Source organism: Metabacillus sp. 84 (genome assembly GCF_050107715.1).
Taxonomy (GTDB): Bacteria; Bacillota; Bacilli; order Bacillales; family Bacillaceae; genus Metabacillus_B.
The window spans coordinates 210305-229061 of record NZ_JBNILN010000002.1; the positions used below are offsets into that span (position 1 = coordinate 210305).

The following is an 18757-nucleotide window of genomic DNA, read 5'->3' on the forward strand; positions in this document are numbered from 1 at the left end:
TGGATGGGAATATGATGAGGAGTGAGAGGATTGTCTCTAAGAGAAGAAGCGCTTCACATGCATCGGGTCAACAAAGGGAAATTGGAATCTAAATCAAAGGTGCCGGTCAAAAATGCCAAGGATTTAAGCCTTGCCTATTCACCGGGCGTAGCAGAGCCGTGCAAAGCAATCTATGATGATAAAAGCAAAGTGTATGATTATACGATGAAAGGCAACATGGTGGCTGTTGTGTCAGACGGTACAGCCGTACTTGGCCTGGGCAATATCGGACCTGAAGCGGCTCTGCCGGTTATGGAAGGGAAAGCAGTGTTATTTAAAAGCTTTGCAGGAGTGGACGCATTCCCGATTTGCCTGAACACGACTGACATCGATCAGATTGTAGAGACCGTAAAGCTGCTTGAGCCTACATTCGGCGGGGTCAATTTGGAGGATATCGCAGCTCCGAACTGCTTTGTCATTGAAGAGCGGCTGAAAAAGGAAACCAATATTCCGATTTTTCACGACGACCAGCACGGAACAGCAATCGTAACGGCAGCCGGGCTTTTGAATGCCCTGAAGCTGGCCGGGAAGAAGATGTCATCGATCAAAGTTGTTGCGAATGGTGCAGGCGCAGCCGGTATTGCGATAATCAAGCTTCTTTACCGGTACGGAGTAAGGGACATTATTATGTGTGATTCCAAGGGGGCTATTTATGAAGGCCGCCCTGCAGGAATGAATGATGTGAAAGATCAGGTTGCGAAATTTACAAACCGTGAACGGGTCGGCGGTTCTCTCTCGGATGTAATAAAAGGTGCGGATGTGTTCATCGGTGTTTCTGTAGAAGGAGCCTTATCTAAGGAAATGGTGAAGAGCATGAAAGAGAATCCGATAATTTTTGCAATGGCCAATCCGGTTCCGGAGATCATGCCGGAGGATGCGAAGGAAGCGGGAGCGATGGTTATCGGGACAGGACGCTCTGACTTCCCGAATCAGGTAAATAACGTTTTGGCCTTCCCTGGAATATTTAGGGGCGCACTGGATGTACGGGCCACGCATATAAATGAACAGATGAAGATGGCGGCCGTTGAAGCGATAGCCGGCCTGATTCAGGAATCCGATCTGCGTCCGGATTATGTCATCCCCGCTCCTTTCGATCCTAGGGTTGCTCCTGCTGTAGCAGCAGCCGTAGCCAAAGCCGCTATGGAGACAGGAGTGGCAAGGATCAAAGTTACACCGGAAGACGTTGCTGAAAAAACCAGAAACTTAAGCATCATTGGCAAAGAGTGAGTAAGGGGAATGGCATGCCTGGTCCCAAATCAAGAGTCTATGAAGAAACTCTTCAGCAGATCAGACTGATCATAAAAAAGGACGGACTATTGCCTGGAGATAAAATACCATCTGAAAGAGAGCTGGCCGACCGATTGGATGTCGGCCGCTCTTCTGTCAGAGAAGCATTAAGAGCGCTGGAGCTGCTTGGCATGATTGAAACGAAAAGGGGAGAGGGCACCTATATTAAAGATTTTCGTGAAAATCATCTCGTAAGTGTTCTCGGCCTATTTGTGCTTGAAGACTGCAAGGCTGTTGAAGACATCCTTGAAATGAGTGCCTTAATAGAAAAACATGCTCTCCTAAAAATAATGGAGTCATCCGTCAAGGAAACGCTCGTTCATCTTGAACAAGATTTAAGAAATGGAGAGGCTGGACCGCAAGAGCTGATGGGCAAGCTGATCAAATTAGCTGACAATCATCTGCTGTACCGGACATGGTCCATTCTCTCAGATTATCTGAAAGCGGGAAGCCGGCATATGGATCTGCCTCTCCCCGTTTATGAAGAACTGTTATCAGGGCTCATTCTCGGGAATAAAAATCTCGTGCTGCAGACCCATGAGAAAATCAGCAAGAATAAAATAGTTCAGCCCGGCTGACAAGGTTTTACACAAAATGCGAATCGATTTCGCTAAATTTATGAAAGAGACTTGTCTGCATCCAAGCAGATGCAGAGATGGTAACGTTAGGGAGGTACTTAAATTGCTCAAGGATCTTTTTTCCAAGAAAAAGAAACAGAAATATGCTTCCGTCCCATCCGAAAAAGCAAGGCAGGATGTTCCTGAAGGCATTATGACAAAGTGTCCGAACTGTAAAAAAATTCTTTTAACTAAAGAACTGAATAAAAATCTTAAAGTATGTGTGAACTGCGGTTATCACATGCAGATGAATGCAAAAGAGAGAATAAAAGGCTTATTTGATGAACAGTCTTTTAAAGAATTTGATAAGGATATGATTTCACAAAATCCGCTTGCATTTCCGGATTATAAGGAAAAGCTTGAGAAAGACCGTGCAAAGACCGCTCAAAATGAAGCGGTTGTGACGGGAGAAGGAACCATTGACGGTATCCGGACAATTGCTGCAATAATGGACGCAAGCTTCAGAATGGGGAGCATGGGTTCTGTCGTTGGAGAGAAGATTACGCGTGCAGTCGAACAGGCAAAAGCCCGGAAGCTGCCATTTATCATTTTTACAGCATCAGGCGGTGCGAGAATGCAAGAAGGAGTTTTAAGCCTTATGCAAATGGCTAAAACCAGTTCAGCTCTGAAGCTGTTCAGCGATGATGGCGGACTGATTATTTCTGTTATGACCCATCCGACTACAGGTGGAGTATCTGCAAGCTTTGCCTCTCTGGGGGATTACAATCTGGCTGAGCCGGGTGCGCTGATCGGGTTTGCCGGAAGACGGATTATCGAGCAAACCATTCGGGAGGAGCTGCCTGAAGACTTCCAAACTGCTGAGTTCCTGCTGAAGCATGGTCAGCTTGATTCGGTCGTCTCCAGACTTGAAATGAAAGAGACACTCGCCAGAATTTTGGATCTTCATCAAGGAGGCGTACACTAATGGTTGGAGAGCTGGAATTTGAAAAGCCCGTAGTGGAGTTAAGGAAAAAAATTGCCGAGCTTAAGGATTTTACATCGACTGCAGACGTGGACCTCTCATCAGAAATCACAAAGCTTGAAGCAAGGCTGGAGAAGCTTGAGAAGGATATATACGGCAACATCAGCCCTTGGGACAGAGTTCAGATTGCAAGGCATCCGAAAAGACCGACAACATTGGATTATGTTGATCTGCTGTTCACGGATTTCTTTGAATGCCACGGAGACCGTTTTTTTGGGGATGATGAAGCCATCATCGGGGGGATTGCCAGGTTTCAGGGAATTCCGGTAACCGTTATCGGACATCAGCGGGGAAAGGATACGAAAGAAAACATCCGCAGAAATTTCGGTTCCCCGCATCCTGAAGGATACAGAAAAGCGTTAAGACTGATGAAGCAGGCGGATAAGTTTGGACGTCCTATCGTTACCTTTATTGATACAAAAGGTGCCTATCCCGGAAAAGCAGCGGAAGAAAGAGGCCAGAGTGAAGCCATTGCAAAGAATTTATTTGAAATGGCCGGGCTTTCTGTACCGGTGATCTGCATCGTGATCGGGGAAGGAGGAAGCGGAGGTGCCCTTGGGATCGGTGTCGGAAATCATCTGCTCATGCTCGAGAACTCCACCTATTCCGTCATTTCACCCGAAGGGGCTGCGGCTCTTCTATGGAAGGATTCAAGCCAGGCGAAGCGGGCTGCAGAATCCATGAAGATCACAGCTCCGGATTTGAAAGAGCTGGGAGTGGTCGACGAAATTATTTCCGAGGTAAAAGGCGGGGCTCATAGAGATGTACAGGAGCAGGCCTTATTAATTGAGGAACATTTAAAAAAATCCATCCAGGCTCTTTCTAAAATGGACCGCAGCCAGCTGGTTGAACACCGTTACGGGAAATATAAATCCATCGGCAAGGTATCCTTCGCAGAAGAAATACTGAACTTGCATTAACGAGGCGTGCCCCTTTAAAAAAGGGACACGTTTCTATTTTTTGGAGGAAGGGGAATGCTGGTATTAAGAGGAACCTGAAAAATTCCAACAATGTTTTTCTTTCTCTAAAAAAATATTGTATAATAAATACGGTTAGCAAGGCATGAAGAATTTTCGACAAATATCGATTTGAGTTTGTACAGCTAATTTCTTCATGTTATCTTTAAAGCACATACATATTACCTATTGGGGTGAGGAAGTTTGAAAAGAATCGGCGTTTTGACAAGCGGAGGAGATTCCCCAGGGATGAACGCAGCGGTACGCGCTGTTGTCCGTAAAGCTATTTACCACAATGTAGAAGTATTCGGGATTTATCACGGCTATGCCGGATTGATTGCCGGACATATTGAAAAGCTTGAGCTCGGCTCTGTGGGAGATATCATCCACCGTGGAGGTACAAAGCTATATACAGCCCGATGTCCTGAGTTTAAAACGGTAGAAGGCCGCGAAAAAGGAATCGAACAGCTTAAAAAGTATGGAATCGAAGGTCTGGTTGTCATCGGAGGCGATGGTTCTTATATGGGAGCCAAAAAGCTGACGGAGATGGGATTCCCATGTGTGGGTGTACCGGGGACAATTGATAATGACATTCCGGGAACGGATTTGACAATTGGATTTGACACAGCACTGAATACGGTAATCGATGCTATCGATAAAATCCGTGATACAGCTACATCGCATGAACGGACGTATGTCATCGAAGTAATGGGACGCCATGCCGGAGACATCGCGCTATGGTCAGGTCTTGCAGGAGGGGCAGAAACCATTCTGATCCCGGAAGCGGACCATGATATGGATGACGTTGTAGCCCGTCTGAAGCGGGGTCATGACCGCGGTAAAAAACACAGCATCATCATTGTCGCCGAAGGTGTCGGAAGCGGCGTTGAGTTCGGTAAAAAAATTGAAGAAGCTACAAAATTTGAGACAAGGGTTTCTGTTCTCGGCCATATACAGCGTGGAGGATCGCCTACTGCTGCTGACCGTGTCCTTGCGAGCCGTCTCGGTGCTTACGCTGTTGAGCTGCTGCTTGAAGAAAAAGGCGGACGCTGCGTAGGGATCCAAAGCAACCAGTTAGTGGATCATGACATCATTGAAATTCTGGAACAAAAACATACCGTAGATCCAAAGCTGTATCAGCTCTCCCAGGAGCTATCCATTTAATGCAGTCTGCTTGGTATCGTTTCCATAATAGAACTAGGAGGAATTATTTGCATGCGCAAAACTAAGATCGTTTGTACCATCGGTCCGGCCAGTGAAACAGTAGAACAGCTTACAGCCTTAATAGAAGCGGGGATGAACGTTTCCCGTCTTAACTTTTCCCACGGTGATTTTGAAGAGCACGGCAACCGCATTAAAAACATCCGCGAGGCTTCTAAGCTGACAGGCAAAACCGTAGCCATTCTCCTTGATACAAAAGGTCCGGAAATCCGCACGCACTCTATGCAGGATGGAGCAATTGAACTGGAAACAGGGAACGAAATCATTGTTTCCATGCAGGAAGTAACCGGCACCGCTGATAAATTCTCCATTTCCTATGAAGGCCTTGTAGAAGATGTGCATCCGGGTTCCACGATTCTTCTTGATGACGGATTAATCGGTCTGGAAGTGCTTGAAGTCAATAAAACAGCTGGAGAAATCAGAACGAAAATCATGAACAGCGGTACGCTTAAAAACAAAAAAGGCGTAAATGTTCCAGGTGTCAGCGTGAACCTGCCGGGAATTACTGAAAAGGATGCGAAAGATATCGTTTTCGGCATCGAGCAGGGAGTTGATTTTATCGCTGCATCCTTCGTACGCCGGGCGTCCGATGTACTTGAGATCCGCGAGCTTCTGGAAGAGCATAAAGCGGCTGATATCCAAATCATCCCTAAAATTGAGAATCAGGAAGGCGTAGACAACATTAACGAAATTCTTGAAGTTTCTGACGGGCTGATGGTTGCGCGCGGAGATTTGGGTGTTGAAATTCCTGCTGAGGAAGTTCCGCTCGTACAAAAAGATCTGATCAAAAAATGCAATGCGCTTGGAAAGCCTGTCATCACGGCTACTCAGATGCTTGACAGCATGCAGCGCAATCCGCGTCCGACCCGTGCGGAAGCAAGTGATGTAGCGAACGCAATTTTTGATGGCACAGATGCGATTATGCTTTCCGGGGAAACGGCTGCCGGCCAATATCCGAAAGAAGCCGTTCAAACGATGCACAATATCGCTTCAAGAGCTGAGCAGGCCCTTGATTATAAAGGTACACTTTCGAAGCGCCGTGAGGAGACAGGCATGTCGATAACAGATGCGATTGGCCAGTCTGTAGCACATACTGCTTTGAACCTGAACGTGGCCGCAATCGTTACCCCGACAGAGAGCGGACATACAGCACGTATGATTTCAAAGTACCGTCCTAAAGCGCCAATTGCTGCCATCACATCAAGTGAATCCGTTTCAAGAAAGCTTGCCCTTGTCTGGGGAGTTTACTCCAGAACCGGCCAAAAAGCAGCCTCCACAGATGAAATGCTTGAAAATGCCGTTCAGGAATCCATCAACACCGGTATCGTAAAACACGGAGATTTGATTGTGATTACTGCTGGAGTACCGATTGGAGAAGCAGGCACAACGAACCTTATGAAGGTTTACATCGTTGGAGACATTTTAGCAAAGGGCCAGGGAATCGGGCGCAGATCCGCTTTTGGCAAAGTGGTTGTAGCCAATAATGCTGAGGAAGCTTCAGCAAAAATGAAGGACGGAGCGATTCTCGTTACAAGAGGAACAGACCGTGATATGATGGAAGCATTGAATAAGGCTTCTGCATTGATTGCTGAAGAAGGCGGTTTGACCAGCCATGCGGCTGTTGTTGGCCTAAGCCTTGGGATTCCGGTAATCGTTGGCGTCCAAAACGCAACGGCTGTCCTTGAGGATGGCATGGAAATTACTGTGGACGGCACACGCGGAGCCATTTATAAAGGCCATGCAAGTGTCATCTAATGATACAAGATGGGAAGGACGCTGTTCCTTCTCTTTTTTTACATCGGTCAGAAAATCATCCTTGTAGGGGGGCGGTACATTTTGCGGATTTTCGTTCTTTTGCTCATTTTGGTACCTGCGCTTGAAATTGGCTTGCTTATTTGGTCGGGAAAAACTTTGGGACTCATTCCGACTGTGCTTCTTATCATAGCAACCGGTCTGGCAGGGGCATGGCTGGCCAGGAAGCAGGGGCTTGAAACTTGGAACAGAGCCCGGCAGAATATGAATACAGGCAATATCCCGGGGAATGAACTGATTGACGGCGTATGCATTCTTTCAGGGGCCCTTATGCTGATGACTCCCGGATTTATCACAGACCTGGCCGGATTCTTCCTGCTTGTTCCTGCAACGAGAAATACCGTAAAGCCGCTCCTGTACAAGATAATCCGAAAGCGGATGAACCGGAACCAGATCACGATTATAAGATAAACACAGACTGAAAGGGCGGATGAACAGATCCGTCCTTTTCAGCCTGCTATTTATTAGCCACATACTTCCAAATATCATGGAACAAGCGAAGCTTATACAAGCTTTGCAGGATGACCAGAACGACCGGTCCAAGGGCCATACCGAGCAATCCAAAGCACTTATACCCTGCATAAATGCTCATAAGGGTCAATAAGGGGTTAAGGCCAATGGATTTGGAATAAATCCTCGGTTCAAGGAATTGCCTGGCCATCATGATGACAAGATAAAGAACAGCAAGTCCGCTGGCAAGCTTTGACTGTCCCATCAAAAGGAGGTAAAGCACCCAGGGTATGAAGATGGTTCCAGTCCCTGCGTAGGGTATAAAGTCCACTAGGCCGACAAGCAGGCTGATGGATAAGGCATTCTCCACTCCAAGCAGCAGAAGTCCGGGGAAAACTGCCGCCATCGTCACCATATTTAAAAGAAGCTGGGCTTTTAAGAGGCCTGCCAGGGCTTTTCCTAATTCTGAACCGAATTGATCCAGCCTCTTAGAAACAGACTGAGGAAGCCTTCTGTTTATGAAAAGGATAACCCGGTCCCAATCATTGCAGATGAAAAATGCGGCTATGATAATAATCACGAGTACACTTGCAGCATTCGGAAGCCATAAGAGGATGGCGGGGATCTCATTTAACAAAGTCCTGAGCATGCTCCCTGCTTCGTTGATTAAGCTGTCGCCTGCCTGCTGCAGCTCAGCCAGAATTGCAGACTGCTGACCGGGGGTTAAAGCTGAAAACTGTTCTGAAATCTTCTCGATGAAAGGGAAGGCTTGATATGAAAGAATATGCCTGAACGCGGCTGACATGTGATTCAAATAGGCGGGCAGGGATACTGCGGCTTTTTGAATGACGGCAATGAATTCAATCGCCATCAGGACACCGAGCCCTGAGAACAGGGTAATCAGGCTGATTAGAACCAATCCCGCTGATAACCCAGCAGGGAGACCTGTGGTCCGATGAATCCAGCCGGCCGGTTTTTTAATAAACCAGGCAAGGAAAAAGGCAAGGACAAATGGGTACATGACTGGAAGAATCCAGTAAACCAGTAGGCATATTCCAGCTAAAGCACCCGCCGCTATCAATCCTCTGCCTGCGGTACCCGCTAATTGATTCAAAAAATCCTCCTCCTTTTCAAGGAAGGGTTGTACTATATACTTACTCAAGGAATCCGGAAACATGTCTAAATAAAGGGGGAAACCCATTGAATCAAGCTGCTGCTTTTTTATTAATCCTTTTGGCAATAGGTGTTTTTGCCAAAAATCAATCCTTGATGATCGCCGTCGGTTTTCTGCTCGCCCTTAAATGGACAGGGCTTGATGCGAAACTTTTTCCTCTTATCCAGTCTAAAGGTATCAATTGGGGTGTGACGGTCATCACGATAGCTGTACTTGTCCCGATCGCCAGCGGAGATATCGGATTTAAGCAAATGGGGGAAGCCCTTAAATCCTATTATGCATGGATCGCCCTCGGTTCCGGAATTATCGTTGCACTCATCGCCAAAAACGGTGTAACCCTCCTCGCGCAGGACCCCCATATAACAGCAGCTCTTGTTCTTGGAACGATTCTCGCGGTAGCCCTGTTTAATGGTGTAGCTGTCGGACCTCTGATTGGTGCGGGCATTGCTTACCTGGTCATGCAGTTTGTGAAGCTTTTTGGAAGCGGCTGACTGTCACATGTTTCTTAGAGCTATTATCCTGATGCTCACCTTCCAGACCTTTGTGAAAATGGGATTTGAAGCAGCCTCCGCCGCCTCAGAGATAAAAGCGTTAAGAGAGAGGATGCAGGAAATCTTCCTTCTGTCAGCGGGTCTGGAGCAGAAAATGGCATGGAAGTCAGCCGGGACGGTAACCAGCAGGGGGAATGGACTGTTTAAAGGGCGTCCGGGAGATGCAGCTTTCCGGGCACGGCTTGCCCAATACGCACCCTCTTTCAGGCGTCAGCGGGCATGCTCGGTTGTCGTTCCTATTGTTACCGGTATAACAATTAACTGATTATTAGCAAACATGAAAGGCGCTGCTGCAGCGAATTCTCTTAATTAAAATTTTTTTGCCAAATTTTTTTCGAGCCAATTCGATGCTTTCGATTCACAAATGTCAGATTATTGTGAGTCCAAACGGAATAACCTTTCTGTATATGGGTTCATTGAGGGTTTCGTTTCAATATACCACATTTATTTACCACTTTTTTCGTGTTTTAATAATTTTTCGATCATATCAGATGATTCTTTGAGTTTATCGTCATGGACTCTGGAATAAACATTCAGTGTCATACTGATATCTGAGTGGCCCACTCTTTTAGAAACAATATGGACGGGGACACCTGCATCAAGTAACATGGTGATATGGGTAGCCCGCAGATCATGGAATTTGATTTTCGGCATTCCGATCTCTTCGATTAATCGGTAAAAGTCGTTGCGAATAGTGTTTGGAATGATGAACTGATCCTTCCCAGGGAACAGCCAGTCATTCTTTTTTTCTTTTTCCCATTCTGTAATAACATGCATCAGAGAATCATTTAATGGTACTTCCCTAACAGAACCTTCTGTTTTAGGTGTTTGGATAATCCATCTCCCGTCCACTTGCGCTGCCGTCCTCTCGATGGATACCATGCCATTATTAATATCTTTCCATTGGAGAGCAGCGATCTCGCCAATCCTCATACCGCAATATAAAGCAAAATAATATACAGGCCAGTATATGGAACGATCTTGGACTTCCGAAAGGAAAACTTGGGCTTCCTGAACAGTCCACGCCATTTTTTTTGACTTCTCTTTCCTTACCTTAATGTGGGTAACAGGGTTGCGATCTAATAGTTCCAATTCCACAGCTTTATTGAATATAGCCATTAGGTATCCTCGGATATTAAAGATACTGTTCTGCTTTAATCCCTTCCCCTTCAACCAATGAATGAATCCCTCTACATCCATTGGCTTCACCTTATCGATTTTCTTTTTACCGAAGTACGGAATAATATGTGCCTTTACAATATAATTACGTTGAGAAATCGTCGATTGTTTGGACTCGTTGGAACGAAGGAGCAATCCGTATAATTCTTCGAATGTAAGTGAGCCTGGTTTTTTGTTCTTAAATTCCTGAGCTACCTGCGCGGCTGCTTCAGCTGCATCTTTCTTTAGTTTAAATCCTCCGCGAGTGACCTGTTTCCGCTTGCCAGAGAGCGGATCCCGGCCTACATCTACTGTAAAACTCCATTTTCCGTTGGATAATTTTCTGAAATATGCCATAATGTTCCTTTCTTTACCATGATTTACTTATAGACTTTCGCTGTCCTACCTTGTAGTATTTACAGCGCCATGGACATCTTTGAAAAACTAACCCCGATTGCTGTGTACTATTTCAGAAGGATTCGAACAACCTGCAAATATTTGCATATTTTTGAGTACCGAAAGAGAGCAGATCAATATACGTTCTATGCGATCTTTGAATGCAAAAGAAGGAGCACGGTTAGACAAGTAACGCTAGACAAGGACGGGAATATTATAAAATAATCCCTGTTTCTTGTCTTATTTTGTCGGGATTTGAAATAACCTTGCAAAAACTTCGTGCTCCTATATTCCCATAGTTTCCATTAGATGTTAATATGGGTATAGATAGCAATAAGAACAAACGTTCTTATGAGAGGGTGGCATAATGGAAATTCATGATTTACTGGCAGCTATTCTGAGGGGTAATCAAGTGGACTTGAGAAAAATATGTTTGGATGTGTTTGGCCATGAAAAAACGGATGAGATATATGAATTTATAAAAGACACTCCTATGAAGTAGTGTCTTTTTTCTCGTTGAACAAAATATTCAAAATTTCAATTGCTCGTTTTTTCTCTGCCTCGTTTAATTCTTCGTTCCCCCACATTAGTTTTTTCTCTGTTAATAAATCAACAAGATCAATATTTTCTGAAGTGGTTTCTTCAAAAAAATAAGAGACAGGCACTTCATATAAGTCTGCTAACAATTTCAATGTATCAAAATCAGGTTCGGCCCCATCCGTTTCATATCTGCTTAGCGCTTTATTACTAATAGGTGTCCGTCTGGCTACCTCAATTTGACTAAGTCGTTTCTTTTCTCTTGCTTTCCTCAAACGATTTCCCACTTGCACAATGATCACTCCCTGCAATGAATAATATCATATCTCACAAAGCGAGAATATTTATTCTCTAAAAAACAGAATATAAGCGTTGACTTCTCGAAAATCAAGATGTAATATATGGTTATAAGTTCTCGATAATCGAGAAAGGAGGTGGATAACTGTAATGAACGCTGCTTCTAAGCTAAAGATTTACATCAAAGACAAAGGTCTTAAATACGGGTTTGTTGCTGATCGTGCCGGTATTGATCAAAAAAAATTCTCTAAATTAATTAATGGTCAACAGCGTCTGACTGTGGAAGACCTTGAAAACATTTGCAAAAAAGGTCTGTCTGTTAACCCGTCTATTTTTTTAGATTAAACATCTCGATAATCGAGATTATACACCAGGAGGTGACTACTTTGAAACCGGTAATGAATGCCAAAGACATCAAAGAATATCTGGGAGTCTCGTTATCAACAGCTTATGAAATCATGAGACAAACTGGGTTCCCTTTAATGAAAATTGGGGGCCGGCGTTTAGTAAAATCCCAAAAATTTATGGAGTGGCTGGAAAAGCAGGAAGAAGCTGTTTGACTTAAGTATTATTCGCTGGTTTTTTCACAAATCCTTTATTTAAATAGGAGGTTTTTATATGTCAACTGAACACAAACTTCAAATGCTCCAAAAGGCTATAGATATGGGCGCAACAATCAATGTATCCTTCCATGGGTTTGAAGGGATGCAAGCAGCAGTGGAGGTCATGAGTGAATTTACCGATCGGTGTGCACAAGATACAGGAGGCAATTCAAATTGGCTTTCCTATGAGCCGGATAGAAAATTTAAAATTACCACTTTTTATACGAAAGAAATGAGCGAAAAAATCGCAGATTTAGAACGACAAATTGCTGAACTAAAAAGCGAGTCCGCATGAATCTTCATCACTTTGCAGATATGCTGCTAGATAACGAAGTTGCCACTTTGAAGGAGGTTATGTAATGGGAACGCTATATGAATTGGCTACAAGCTACCGCTCGGTTTTGGAGATGGAAGATTCGGATCCGGTTGTTCTGAAAGATACGCTGGAATCAATTGAGGAAGGCATTGAAGAGAAAGCGGAAAACATTGCGAAGCTCATTCGCACATTGGATGCGGAAGCAGAAGTCATCAAGTCCGAGGAAACTCGTCTTGCGAACCGGAGAAAGGCTGTAGAGAATCGCATAACGAGCTTGAAAACGTATCTCCAAGAACAACTGGAGGTAGCCGGAATGGACAAGATTAAGCGCCCCACACTTACTGTTGCCATCCAGAACAATCCTCCAAGTGTAAAAATTATTGACGAAAAATTATTAGATGCCTATATGGTTCCAGTTCCCCACAAGCTTGATAAGAAGGCTGTGCTCGAAGATTTGAAAGCTGGAAAGCAAGTGGCTGGCGCAGAAATCTACAGAGGAAGGAGCTTGAGAATTCGATGAATAAAATCGTGGTGTTTCATGCTCATAATCGGTTCTTTGTTCAAGTGGCAGATGGTGTAAGAGAGATCCCTTTCTCCTTAATCAATTCATGGAGAAACGAAGGCTCTGAGGTTGAAGTGAAAGCGGTGGAATTGTATGTCTGAGAAAAACCTGTATCAAAAACTTGTTGAGGTTCGTAAGTCCGTTCCCTATTTGAAGAAGGAGTCAGAAGGCCATCAATACAAGTACACTGGCAGCTCCCAAGTGTTAGCTTCTGTACGTGCAAAAATGGATGAAGTGGGTGTCTTGCTCATTCCAAAAGTGATTGGCCACAATCTGATTGAGGGCAAAACCGCAAAAGGCGCAAAGGAATATATGACCGAGCTTGATATTGAGTTCGTCTGGATCAATGCGGATAATCCTGATGAAAGACTTACATGTACTTGGTACGGTCAGGGAGTAGATAACGCTGAGAAAGGGGTCGGCAAAGCCCTGACCTATGCCGAGAAGTATTTCATGTTAAAAACATTCAATATCGCTACAGACAAAGATGATCCGGATACTTTCCAAGAGAAGGCGAAAAGCTACCAGGCTCCTGAACTGATTTCATCTGCTCAGGTCGGTACGCTAAAGACAAAGGTCCTTGAGTTCGCCCAGTTGAGAGGAAAAACCGATAAAGACGTTTATTCTGCTCTTAAAGTTCAGGATGTCACCAAGTTGAATGCTCAAGAAGCAACTGACACCATTGGCAAACTGGACTCCTGGATCAACAAGGCGAAGGAAGAGAAACAGGGGGCCTAATCTCCCTGTACTGGAGGAAGCAGCATGGAAAAGAAAATGAACGGGACAGAATTGGCGATCATGTATATGTTATTTGGATCCATCCTAACAAGCGTATTTTGGGGGGTATTGATTAACTTATGAACAACCAGGAACGGTTGCAGGAAATAGCAGGAAAATGGGGACGTTACGACATTGAAGAACACAAAGGCAGGAAGGAACTAGGTAATGATTTTACCTGGTTAACCCAAGAATTAGAACGCTCATTTAAAACCATCCAGCAGCAAGCGGAGGAAATCAAGAAATTGTCAGTTGAACTGGATTGTGTAACGGTTGAGGATGCTTGGCGGAAAGAAACCATTACAGATATGGCGAAAGAAATTTCCGATTTGCAACAAACCATAGACTGCATGAGAAAGGCGGGGCTGAAGTGAACAAATGCAGAGAGTGCGGGAAACCAATTCTGGACAGCGAGAGATTTTGTAGCATTGAACATAAAGAATCGTATTTAAACTATCTTAATGAACAAGAAAGCGAGGAATCAGAATGAAAGGCGGGGTTAAGGTGAGTTTTACAATCAAATGCGATAAATGCGGAGGGGAACAAGTTTTTACAAACAAATCAAAACGATGGGGAGATCATATCGAAATCAATGTAGATACCTATAAAGGATATTTTGGAACCGTAGATAAATCAATTGACATTTATTGTGAAAACATAGATTGTCAGAACAAAATTGAAATTAGAATTTGAAAGCGAGGAAGCAGAATGAGCGAAAAAGTTGTGCTGCCGAAAGAGGTGGCGGAAGCGATTGAGAAGGTTTGGTCGATGTCGGATAATGCAACACTTAGTAAACACCTATATCTCAATAACTGGACTCAGCTTTATAAAGACAAACGACCTGTAGAAGATGTCGTTAAATTGGAAGAGTACGCAGAAGAAAAACCAATCGAATACATGACCGCCCTAGTCAACGGCTACACAGTCGAGCAGACACCGGAAGAAAGGCTGCTGGAATGGTATCAGGGTTATAAAAGCGATAAGGGTTTAAGCGCATGGGCTGCAGGGCGCAGAGACGGCATAATAACAGGTATTCCGGTAGCCTTGAATATTTTAGGAATCACCATACCCGGCATTAACGATAAGGAGGAAGCGGAATGAACCTCACAGCTCAAGAGTTCGCAGATTTTATCCGTCATCACCGACTCTCTATCCATATGAGCCGTAAACAATTTGCTGAAGAGTTAGGCGTAAAGAAAATCACTTATGATCAATGGGAGCAGGGTAGAAATTTAGCAAAGGACGCCCCGCATGTCATCTCATCCGTTCGTCAAGTTGTCAAAAAGAACATTCGTAGACAGGGAGTTCATTCTTGAATATGGCGAATGAGTACGCAGTGTATAAAGGGGATCAGTTCGTATGCTTGGGAACGGTTCGGGAGTGTGCAGCCTATATGGGAGTTACTGAAAAAACAGTTCGATTTTGGTCGCTACCGGTGTATCGCAGGCGCATGGAACAGTCAGCTGGTGACAATTATATAATTTCATTCCGGATTAAAGAGGATGAGGAGGAGTTTGGGTGAGAAAACAAAAAAGGATAATCGTATGATCATCCCCCAGTAATTTCTTTCGCTCTCTTCCGATCCAGCGCAGCTTTATACTTTAAGCCCATTTTTACAAGCTCCTGAACAGCAGCGCTGCGGTTATCTTTCCGGTTGGCAAAGCGGTAGTCATCCACCATAGAGAGTACAGCTTCATCCCAAGATATAGATGTAGAAGGGTTCTTACAATTTGATCGAACATGTGCCATTTGATTCGCTCCTTTTTTTAGATGGTGTGTAACACATTAATAATGTATTACGATTCTTCAAGGTAAAGCAGATCCTTCACGTCGCATTCGAAGAGTGCACAAAGGGCAGTGATGGTTTCGAAACCGATTTTTGCTGAGGATTCATTGTAAAGCTTAGATATAGTGGTTCGGCTCAATCCAGTCTTTTCATGAACATCTTGCATAGACATCCGATGCTGCGCCATTAAGACACGTAAATTATTTCTTACAATCATTATTATGTTCACCTCCGATACAAATGTATTCATTTCAGTATTGATTATACCTATTTATAATATTATTATATACATTTTAGATTTAGCAAGTGGTAAATTTTAATTGACACAAAAATAGTCGGATTGTATCAGGAGCATACGTTCTAGTAAAAACACTTTTCGGCATTCAATAAATACAATTGTGTTTACTTGTCCCACAATTGAGTGTATAATACCATTATAAGGAGGTGAGCGTTTGGAGGTCAAAGTAAGATTGCTGGAAATGATGGCAAAAGAAAACATCCGCAGGATCGAGGACTTGCACGAAAGGACCGGAATTTCCAGGACAACCATAAGGAAGATTTTAAACGGAGAAAAGAAGTCCCTGTACTTCAATACCATTGGTACTTTGTGCGAGGTGTTGAAATGCAGCATCGAAGATTTAATTGTTATCAAGAAATAAAAAAAGAGCCTGGTGCTACCAACACCAGACTCGCTCGTTACAAAATTTAGTTGTTATAAGTATATCACACTTTTAATCAAATATTCATCCTTTTTTTACAGGAAGTAGGTGGAAATGTGCAGGGATGGATTAAACTTCACCGGTGCCTGATGCACAAGCCGATCTGGCTCGATTCTACTCCTGAGCAAAAAACAATCCTTATTACTCTCCTTATGATGGCCAATCATCAAGGGAGAGAATGGGAGTGGCAGGGGAAAAGCTTCAAAGCACAACCGGGACAGTTTGTCACAAGTCTCGAGTCAATTACGCACAAAAGCGGCAAAGGAATCACCATTCAGAATGTCAGGACTGCGTTAAAAAGATTAGAAAAATTTGAATTTCTAACAAACGAATCAACAAACAGAAATAGACTCATAACCATTGTTAACTGGGGCTTATATCAAGGTTCAGAGGATGAACCTAACAAGCAGCTAACAAGCAATCAACAAGCACCTAACAAGCAGCTAACAACTAACAAGAATGTAAAGAATGAAAAGAATATAAACATATATGCCGACGTAATAAATTATTTAAATGAAAAAGCTGGAACTAACTTTAAAGACACAACCAAGAAAACAAGAGATCTGATCAAGGCGAGGGTTAATGAAAATTTTACGAAAGAGGATTTAATCCTCGTCATTGATTACTGCTGTACGAATTGGAAAGGGAAAACCTTTGCGAACGGAAACAAAGGGGATGACTACCTGCAGCCCTCTACACTCTTTAACAATAAGTTTGATGAAAGGCTTCAGAAAGCAAAGAAGACGAAGGGGAGTACGAAAGAAACTTTTCTTGAATCTCCCGAACTGCTCTTCTAAAGGACGGATAAAGATGAACAAATTTGAAGTGGCCTTTGAAAACGAAGCGATGTTTCTGGGCTGTATCCTTAAAGACCCTACATTACTAGATGAATCGACCGTCTTGCCTCACCAATTTCTAAGCAGTGGACATCAGGAAATATACAAATCTATGCAGGACTTGTTGAAAGAAGGCAAGGAAATCAGCATGCTTTCACTCATGCAACTGGGAGAATCAAAGGTTGCTAAGTTCGGAGGGCGGAATTATCTGGCGGATTTGATAGCTGGTGTTCCATCTATACACGGATTCAACGGGTTCCAGCAAAATGTTCTATCCTTTCATGTGGTGCAGGAAGCACAGGATGCAGTCAAAGAGTTCTTGGAGCGCACAAAAGAAACTCATAAAGTGAAGGATTTATCCCTGCTGATCAAAGAGGTTTCAGAGCTTGAAGGAAGTACCGTGAAGAATCACCAGTCTTTTAAACAGAAGCTTGCTGACCGAGTGAGTGAGCATCTTGAAAGCCTGAAAACAGGGCTCAGCGGAATCAACGCAGGGTTCCTGAACCTTAACAAATTTACAGACGGTTGGCAGAAAACTGACTTAATAATTGTAGCAGCAAGGCCATCGATGGGAAAAACAGCATTCGTCCTTAACAGTTTCATGAATGGACTGAGGAAAGATCCCGATACCTTCGGAACCTTCTTCTCGATTGAAATGGCGGAGGGGCCGGTGATCGACCGGATGATCGCCATGCAGGGCGGAATCAACCTCATGAAAATGAGAAATCCTAACAAAACCTTTGTAGATGACGAATGGGAGCGCCATTCAAAAGCGATTGGCATCATCGAAAATATGAATTTTGACATTCGGCGGGAGAACACAATCCCTGAGATTAGGGCAGCAATAAGGCGAAACATCAGAAATCATCCTGATAAAAAGCACGTAGTCGGACTGGACTTCCTAACGCTGATTCGCCATATGAATCCGAGCGGAAACAAGCATCATGATATATCAGACATTGTGATTGACCTGAAGAACATTGCAGTTGAGTTTAAGGTTCCGTTTATCGTGATTTCCCAGCTAAGCAGGGGCGTAGAAGCCCGCCAGGATAAAAGGCCGAATATGAGTGACTTGACCGAGTCGGGGACGATTGAACAAATCGCTGATGTGATTGCACTGCTGTACAGGGATGATTACTACAACAAAGATACGGACTTAAAAAATATAGTGGAAGTTAATTTTGCTAAGAACCGGCAGGGGCAGACCGGCACACTTAACTTTAAATTTCAGAAAGCCACCAACGTTTTTACGGAGGTTCTATGAAAGTCAAAGACTATTATCAAGATGCTTTGACGGATCAGCATTACTCCATGCGGCTATTAATCGAATACCTGGTGCACGAAAAGAAAGTCCTGACCATGGATGACAGCGAAGAGAAGCTCTCCTATTATCTCCAGGAGCGCTTTACGAACAAGCTGAACCAATACCTATCCGAATATGAAAGAGGGGCTCAAAATGTCGGTTAACGAAGTTAAGATACAGGCATTGACGAAACGGATTGCTAAGCTGAAGCAAAGGCAGCACACCTTCGAGCAAAACGGAGACAAGGTGGCAGCTGCTCTCGCCGGCCTGACTGTGGTGCTGTTCCAAAAAGATCTGGAGGAATTATTGAGCGAATGAGCAGAACAACTAAAGTATCACCTCACCGATCAGGGGCCCAAAAGTTCGGGCGCAGAGGTGA

Annotated in this window: 31 protein-coding genes; 26 read left to right on the forward strand and 5 right to left on the reverse strand. The window is 44.0% G+C overall.

Going from position 1 to position 18757, the window contains the following annotated elements; translation table 11 throughout:
- The first annotated feature begins 30 nt into the window (after positions 1-30).
- The 7 genes from ACQCV8_RS05575 to ACQCV8_RS05605 all read left to right on the forward strand — a co-directional run bounded on the left by ACQCV8_RS05575 (position 31) and on the right by ACQCV8_RS05605 (position 7325).
- Positions 31-1266, forward strand: a complete 1236-nt coding sequence (locus ACQCV8_RS05575; protein ID WP_426843572.1) for an NAD(P)-dependent malic enzyme — start codon at positions 31-33, stop codon at positions 1264-1266.
- A gap of 14 nt (positions 1267-1280) precedes the next feature.
- Complete coding sequence (locus tag ACQCV8_RS05580; RefSeq protein WP_426843573.1) at positions 1281-1904, forward strand: FadR/GntR family transcriptional regulator; 624 nt, start codon at positions 1281-1283, stop codon at positions 1902-1904.
- Between the two features lie 103 nt (positions 1905-2007).
- Positions 2008-2868 carry an acetyl-CoA carboxylase, carboxyltransferase subunit beta gene (gene accD / locus ACQCV8_RS05585; protein WP_426843574.1) on the forward strand — a complete coding sequence of 287 codons (861 nt, stop codon included), beginning with the start codon at positions 2008-2010 and terminating at the stop codon, positions 2866-2868.
- Positions 2868-3845 carry an acetyl-CoA carboxylase carboxyl transferase subunit alpha gene (gene accA, locus ACQCV8_RS05590; RefSeq protein ID WP_426843575.1) on the forward strand — a complete coding sequence of 326 codons (978 nt, stop codon included), beginning with the start codon at positions 2868-2870 and terminating at the stop codon, positions 3843-3845. The genes accD and accA overlap by 1 nt, the downstream gene beginning before the upstream one ends.
- A gap of 240 nt (positions 3846-4085) precedes the next feature.
- A complete protein-coding gene (gene pfkA / locus ACQCV8_RS05595) occupies positions 4086-5045 on the forward strand; it encodes a 6-phosphofructokinase (RefSeq protein WP_426843576.1) in 960 nt (319 codons plus the stop codon).
- A gap of 51 nt (positions 5046-5096) precedes the next feature.
- Entirely contained in the window at positions 5097-6857 is a 1761-nt protein-coding gene (gene pyk, locus ACQCV8_RS05600; protein ID WP_426843577.1) for a pyruvate kinase, read from the forward strand.
- Between the two features lie 81 nt (positions 6858-6938).
- On the forward strand, positions 6939-7325 hold the full coding sequence (locus tag ACQCV8_RS05605; RefSeq protein ID WP_426843578.1) for an FxsA family protein: 387 nt from the start codon (positions 6939-6941) through the stop codon (positions 7323-7325).
- A 46-nt stretch (positions 7326-7371) separates the two neighbouring features.
- On the opposite strand, the gene ytvI is transcribed toward ACQCV8_RS05605, so the two are convergent.
- Positions 7372-8478 (reverse strand): sporulation integral membrane protein YtvI, encoded by a 1107-nt coding sequence (gene ytvI, locus ACQCV8_RS05610; RefSeq protein ID WP_426843579.1) that lies wholly within the window; start codon positions 8476-8478, stop codon positions 7372-7374.
- A gap of 86 nt (positions 8479-8564) precedes the next feature.
- Between ytvI and ACQCV8_RS05615 the strand changes: the two genes are divergently transcribed.
- Positions 8565-9029, forward strand: coding sequence for a DUF441 domain-containing protein (locus ACQCV8_RS05615; protein ID WP_426843580.1), 465 nt, complete (start codon positions 8565-8567; stop codon positions 9027-9029).
- A gap of 7 nt (positions 9030-9036) precedes the next feature.
- Positions 9037-9354: a hypothetical protein gene (locus ACQCV8_RS05620; RefSeq protein WP_426843581.1), complete on the forward strand. Its 318-nt coding sequence runs from the start codon at positions 9037-9039 to the stop codon at positions 9352-9354.
- Positions 9355-9533: 179 nt separating this feature from the next.
- Here the strand turns inward: ACQCV8_RS05620 and ACQCV8_RS05625 are convergent, their stop codons facing one another.
- On the reverse strand, positions 9534-10604 hold the full coding sequence (locus ACQCV8_RS05625) for a tyrosine-type recombinase/integrase (protein WP_426843582.1): 1071 nt from the start codon (positions 10602-10604) through the stop codon (positions 9534-9536).
- Positions 10605-11010: 406 nt separating this feature from the next.
- On the opposite strand from ACQCV8_RS05625, the gene ACQCV8_RS05630 reads away from it, so the two are divergent.
- Complete coding sequence (locus tag ACQCV8_RS05630; protein WP_426843583.1) at positions 11011-11145, forward strand: hypothetical protein; 135 nt, start codon at positions 11011-11013, stop codon at positions 11143-11145.
- Here the strand turns inward: ACQCV8_RS05630 and ACQCV8_RS05635 are convergent.
- Positions 11135-11473: a helix-turn-helix domain-containing protein gene (locus ACQCV8_RS05635; RefSeq protein ID WP_426843584.1), complete on the reverse strand. Its 339-nt coding sequence runs from the start codon at positions 11471-11473 to the stop codon at positions 11135-11137. The two genes, ACQCV8_RS05630 and ACQCV8_RS05635, sit on opposite strands and share 11 nt — an antisense overlap.
- Before the next feature lie 154 nt (positions 11474-11627).
- Here ACQCV8_RS05635 and ACQCV8_RS05640 point away from each other — a divergent pair, with 154 nt between their 5' ends.
- The 11 genes from ACQCV8_RS05640 to ACQCV8_RS05690 all read left to right on the forward strand — a co-directional run bounded on the left by ACQCV8_RS05640 (position 11628) and on the right by ACQCV8_RS05690 (position 15256).
- Positions 11628-11822: a helix-turn-helix domain-containing protein gene (locus ACQCV8_RS05640; RefSeq protein ID WP_426843585.1), complete on the forward strand. Its 195-nt coding sequence runs from the start codon at positions 11628-11630 to the stop codon at positions 11820-11822.
- A gap of 41 nt (positions 11823-11863) precedes the next feature.
- Positions 11864-12037, forward strand: coding sequence for a helix-turn-helix domain-containing protein (locus ACQCV8_RS05645; RefSeq protein WP_426843586.1), 174 nt, complete (start codon positions 11864-11866; stop codon positions 12035-12037).
- 58 nt (positions 12038-12095) lie between these two features.
- Positions 12096-12374, forward strand: coding sequence for a hypothetical protein (locus ACQCV8_RS05650; protein ID WP_426843587.1), 279 nt, complete (start codon positions 12096-12098; stop codon positions 12372-12374).
- Between the two features lie 64 nt (positions 12375-12438).
- Entirely contained in the window at positions 12439-12915 is a 477-nt protein-coding gene (locus ACQCV8_RS05655; protein WP_426843588.1) for a siphovirus Gp157 family protein, read from the forward strand.
- Positions 12912-13058, forward strand: coding sequence for a hypothetical protein (locus tag ACQCV8_RS05660; RefSeq protein WP_426843589.1), 147 nt, complete (start codon positions 12912-12914; stop codon positions 13056-13058). Before ACQCV8_RS05655 ends, ACQCV8_RS05660 begins: the two co-directional genes overlap by 4 nt.
- A complete protein-coding gene (locus tag ACQCV8_RS05665) occupies positions 13051-13695 on the forward strand; it encodes an ERF family protein (RefSeq protein WP_426843590.1) in 645 nt (214 codons plus the stop codon). The genes ACQCV8_RS05660 and ACQCV8_RS05665 overlap by 8 nt, the downstream gene beginning before the upstream one ends.
- A gap of 119 nt (positions 13696-13814) precedes the next feature.
- Entirely contained in the window at positions 13815-14108 is a 294-nt protein-coding gene (locus ACQCV8_RS05670; RefSeq protein WP_426843591.1) for a hypothetical protein, read from the forward strand.
- Positions 14109-14220: 112 nt separating this feature from the next.
- On the forward strand, positions 14221-14427 hold the full coding sequence (locus tag ACQCV8_RS05675) for a hypothetical protein (RefSeq protein ID WP_426843592.1): 207 nt from the start codon (positions 14221-14223) through the stop codon (positions 14425-14427).
- A gap of 15 nt (positions 14428-14442) precedes the next feature.
- Positions 14443-14835: a DUF1642 domain-containing protein gene (locus tag ACQCV8_RS05680; protein WP_426843593.1), complete on the forward strand. Its 393-nt coding sequence runs from the start codon at positions 14443-14445 to the stop codon at positions 14833-14835.
- Positions 14832-15050 carry a helix-turn-helix domain-containing protein gene (locus ACQCV8_RS05685; RefSeq protein WP_426843594.1) on the forward strand — a complete coding sequence of 73 codons (219 nt, stop codon included), beginning with the start codon at positions 14832-14834 and terminating at the stop codon, positions 15048-15050. Before ACQCV8_RS05680 ends, ACQCV8_RS05685 begins: the two co-directional genes overlap by 4 nt.
- Entirely contained in the window at positions 15047-15256 is a 210-nt protein-coding gene (locus tag ACQCV8_RS05690) for a hypothetical protein (protein WP_426843595.1), read from the forward strand. The genes ACQCV8_RS05685 and ACQCV8_RS05690 overlap by 4 nt, the downstream gene beginning before the upstream one ends.
- A 26-nt stretch (positions 15257-15282) precedes the next feature.
- Here ACQCV8_RS05690 and ACQCV8_RS05695 read toward each other — a convergent pair whose 3' ends face one another.
- Complete coding sequence (locus ACQCV8_RS05695; protein ID WP_426843596.1) at positions 15283-15483, reverse strand: hypothetical protein; 201 nt, start codon at positions 15481-15483, stop codon at positions 15283-15285.
- A gap of 47 nt (positions 15484-15530) precedes the next feature.
- Positions 15531-15770, reverse strand: a complete 240-nt coding sequence (locus tag ACQCV8_RS05700; RefSeq protein WP_426843597.1) for a helix-turn-helix domain-containing protein — start codon at positions 15768-15770, stop codon at positions 15531-15533.
- Positions 15771-15972: 202 nt separating this feature from the next.
- Here ACQCV8_RS05700 and ACQCV8_RS05705 point away from each other — a divergent pair, with 202 nt between their 5' ends.
- From ACQCV8_RS05705 to ACQCV8_RS05725, 5 genes are all read left to right on the forward strand, one after another.
- A complete protein-coding gene (locus ACQCV8_RS05705; protein WP_426843599.1) occupies positions 15973-16179 on the forward strand; it encodes a helix-turn-helix domain-containing protein in 207 nt (68 codons plus the stop codon).
- Between the two features lie 149 nt (positions 16180-16328).
- Entirely contained in the window at positions 16329-17036 is a 708-nt protein-coding gene (locus tag ACQCV8_RS05710) for a conserved phage C-terminal domain-containing protein (RefSeq protein WP_426843803.1), read from the forward strand.
- Between the two features lie 13 nt (positions 17037-17049).
- The gene (locus ACQCV8_RS05715) at positions 17050-18339 is read left to right on the forward strand and encodes a replicative DNA helicase (protein ID WP_426843600.1); all 1290 of its coding nucleotides are present in this window, start codon (positions 17050-17052) and stop codon (positions 18337-18339) included.
- A complete protein-coding gene (locus ACQCV8_RS05720; protein WP_426843601.1) occupies positions 18336-18542 on the forward strand; it encodes a hypothetical protein in 207 nt (68 codons plus the stop codon). Before ACQCV8_RS05715 ends, ACQCV8_RS05720 begins: the two co-directional genes overlap by 4 nt.
- Entirely contained in the window at positions 18532-18696 is a 165-nt protein-coding gene (locus ACQCV8_RS05725) for a hypothetical protein (protein WP_426843602.1), read from the forward strand. Before ACQCV8_RS05720 ends, ACQCV8_RS05725 begins: the two co-directional genes overlap by 11 nt.
- Positions 18697-18757: the final 61 nt, after the last annotated feature.

Excerpts from the sequence above, each read along its gene's own strand:
- pyk (WP_426843577.1), top strand. The coding sequence starts at position 5,097 with ATGCGCAAAACTAAGATCGTTTGTACCATCGGTCCGGCCAGTGAAACA.
- ACQCV8_RS05710 (WP_426843803.1), top strand. The coding sequence starts at position 16,329 with ATGCACAAGCCGATCTGGCTCGATTCTACTCCTGAGCAAAAAACAATC.
- ACQCV8_RS05695 (WP_426843596.1), bottom strand. The coding sequence starts at position 15,483 with ATGGCACATGTTCGATCAAATTGTAAGAACCCTTCTACATCTATATCT.
- ACQCV8_RS05650 (WP_426843587.1), top strand. The coding sequence starts at position 12,096 with ATGTCAACTGAACACAAACTTCAAATGCTCCAAAAGGCTATAGATATG.
- ACQCV8_RS05670 (WP_426843591.1), top strand. The coding sequence starts at position 13,815 with ATGAACAACCAGGAACGGTTGCAGGAAATAGCAGGAAAATGGGGACGT.
- ACQCV8_RS05720 (WP_426843601.1), top strand. The coding sequence starts at position 18,336 with ATGAAAGTCAAAGACTATTATCAAGATGCTTTGACGGATCAGCATTAC.
- ACQCV8_RS05725 (WP_426843602.1), top strand. The coding sequence starts at position 18,532 with ATGTCGGTTAACGAAGTTAAGATACAGGCATTGACGAAACGGATTGCT.
- ACQCV8_RS05685 (WP_426843594.1), top strand. The coding sequence starts at position 14,832 with ATGAACCTCACAGCTCAAGAGTTCGCAGATTTTATCCGTCATCACCGA.
- accA (WP_426843575.1), top strand. The coding sequence starts at position 2,868 with ATGGTTGGAGAGCTGGAATTTGAAAAGCCCGTAGTGGAGTTAAGGAAA.
- ACQCV8_RS05675 (WP_426843592.1), top strand. The coding sequence starts at position 14,221 with ATGAAAGGCGGGGTTAAGGTGAGTTTTACAATCAAATGCGATAAATGC.
- ACQCV8_RS05625 (WP_426843582.1), bottom strand. The coding sequence starts at position 10,604 with ATGGCATATTTCAGAAAATTATCCAACGGAAAATGGAGTTTTACAGTA.
- ACQCV8_RS05620 (WP_426843581.1), top strand. The coding sequence starts at position 9,037 with ATGTTTCTTAGAGCTATTATCCTGATGCTCACCTTCCAGACCTTTGTG.
- ACQCV8_RS05580 (WP_426843573.1), top strand. The coding sequence starts at position 1,281 with ATGCCTGGTCCCAAATCAAGAGTCTATGAAGAAACTCTTCAGCAGATC.
- ACQCV8_RS05660 (WP_426843589.1), top strand. The coding sequence starts at position 12,912 with ATGAATAAAATCGTGGTGTTTCATGCTCATAATCGGTTCTTTGTTCAA.
- ACQCV8_RS05700 (WP_426843597.1), bottom strand. The coding sequence starts at position 15,770 with ATGAATACATTTGTATCGGAGGTGAACATAATAATGATTGTAAGAAAT.
- ACQCV8_RS05655 (WP_426843588.1), top strand. The coding sequence starts at position 12,439 with ATGGGAACGCTATATGAATTGGCTACAAGCTACCGCTCGGTTTTGGAG.
- ACQCV8_RS05640 (WP_426843585.1), top strand. The coding sequence starts at position 11,628 with ATGAACGCTGCTTCTAAGCTAAAGATTTACATCAAAGACAAAGGTCTT.
- ACQCV8_RS05715 (WP_426843600.1), top strand. The coding sequence starts at position 17,050 with ATGAACAAATTTGAAGTGGCCTTTGAAAACGAAGCGATGTTTCTGGGC.
- ACQCV8_RS05680 (WP_426843593.1), top strand. The coding sequence starts at position 14,443 with ATGAGCGAAAAAGTTGTGCTGCCGAAAGAGGTGGCGGAAGCGATTGAG.
- ACQCV8_RS05630 (WP_426843583.1), top strand. The coding sequence starts at position 11,011 with ATGGAAATTCATGATTTACTGGCAGCTATTCTGAGGGGTAATCAAGTG.
- ACQCV8_RS05665 (WP_426843590.1), top strand. The coding sequence starts at position 13,051 with ATGTCTGAGAAAAACCTGTATCAAAAACTTGTTGAGGTTCGTAAGTCC.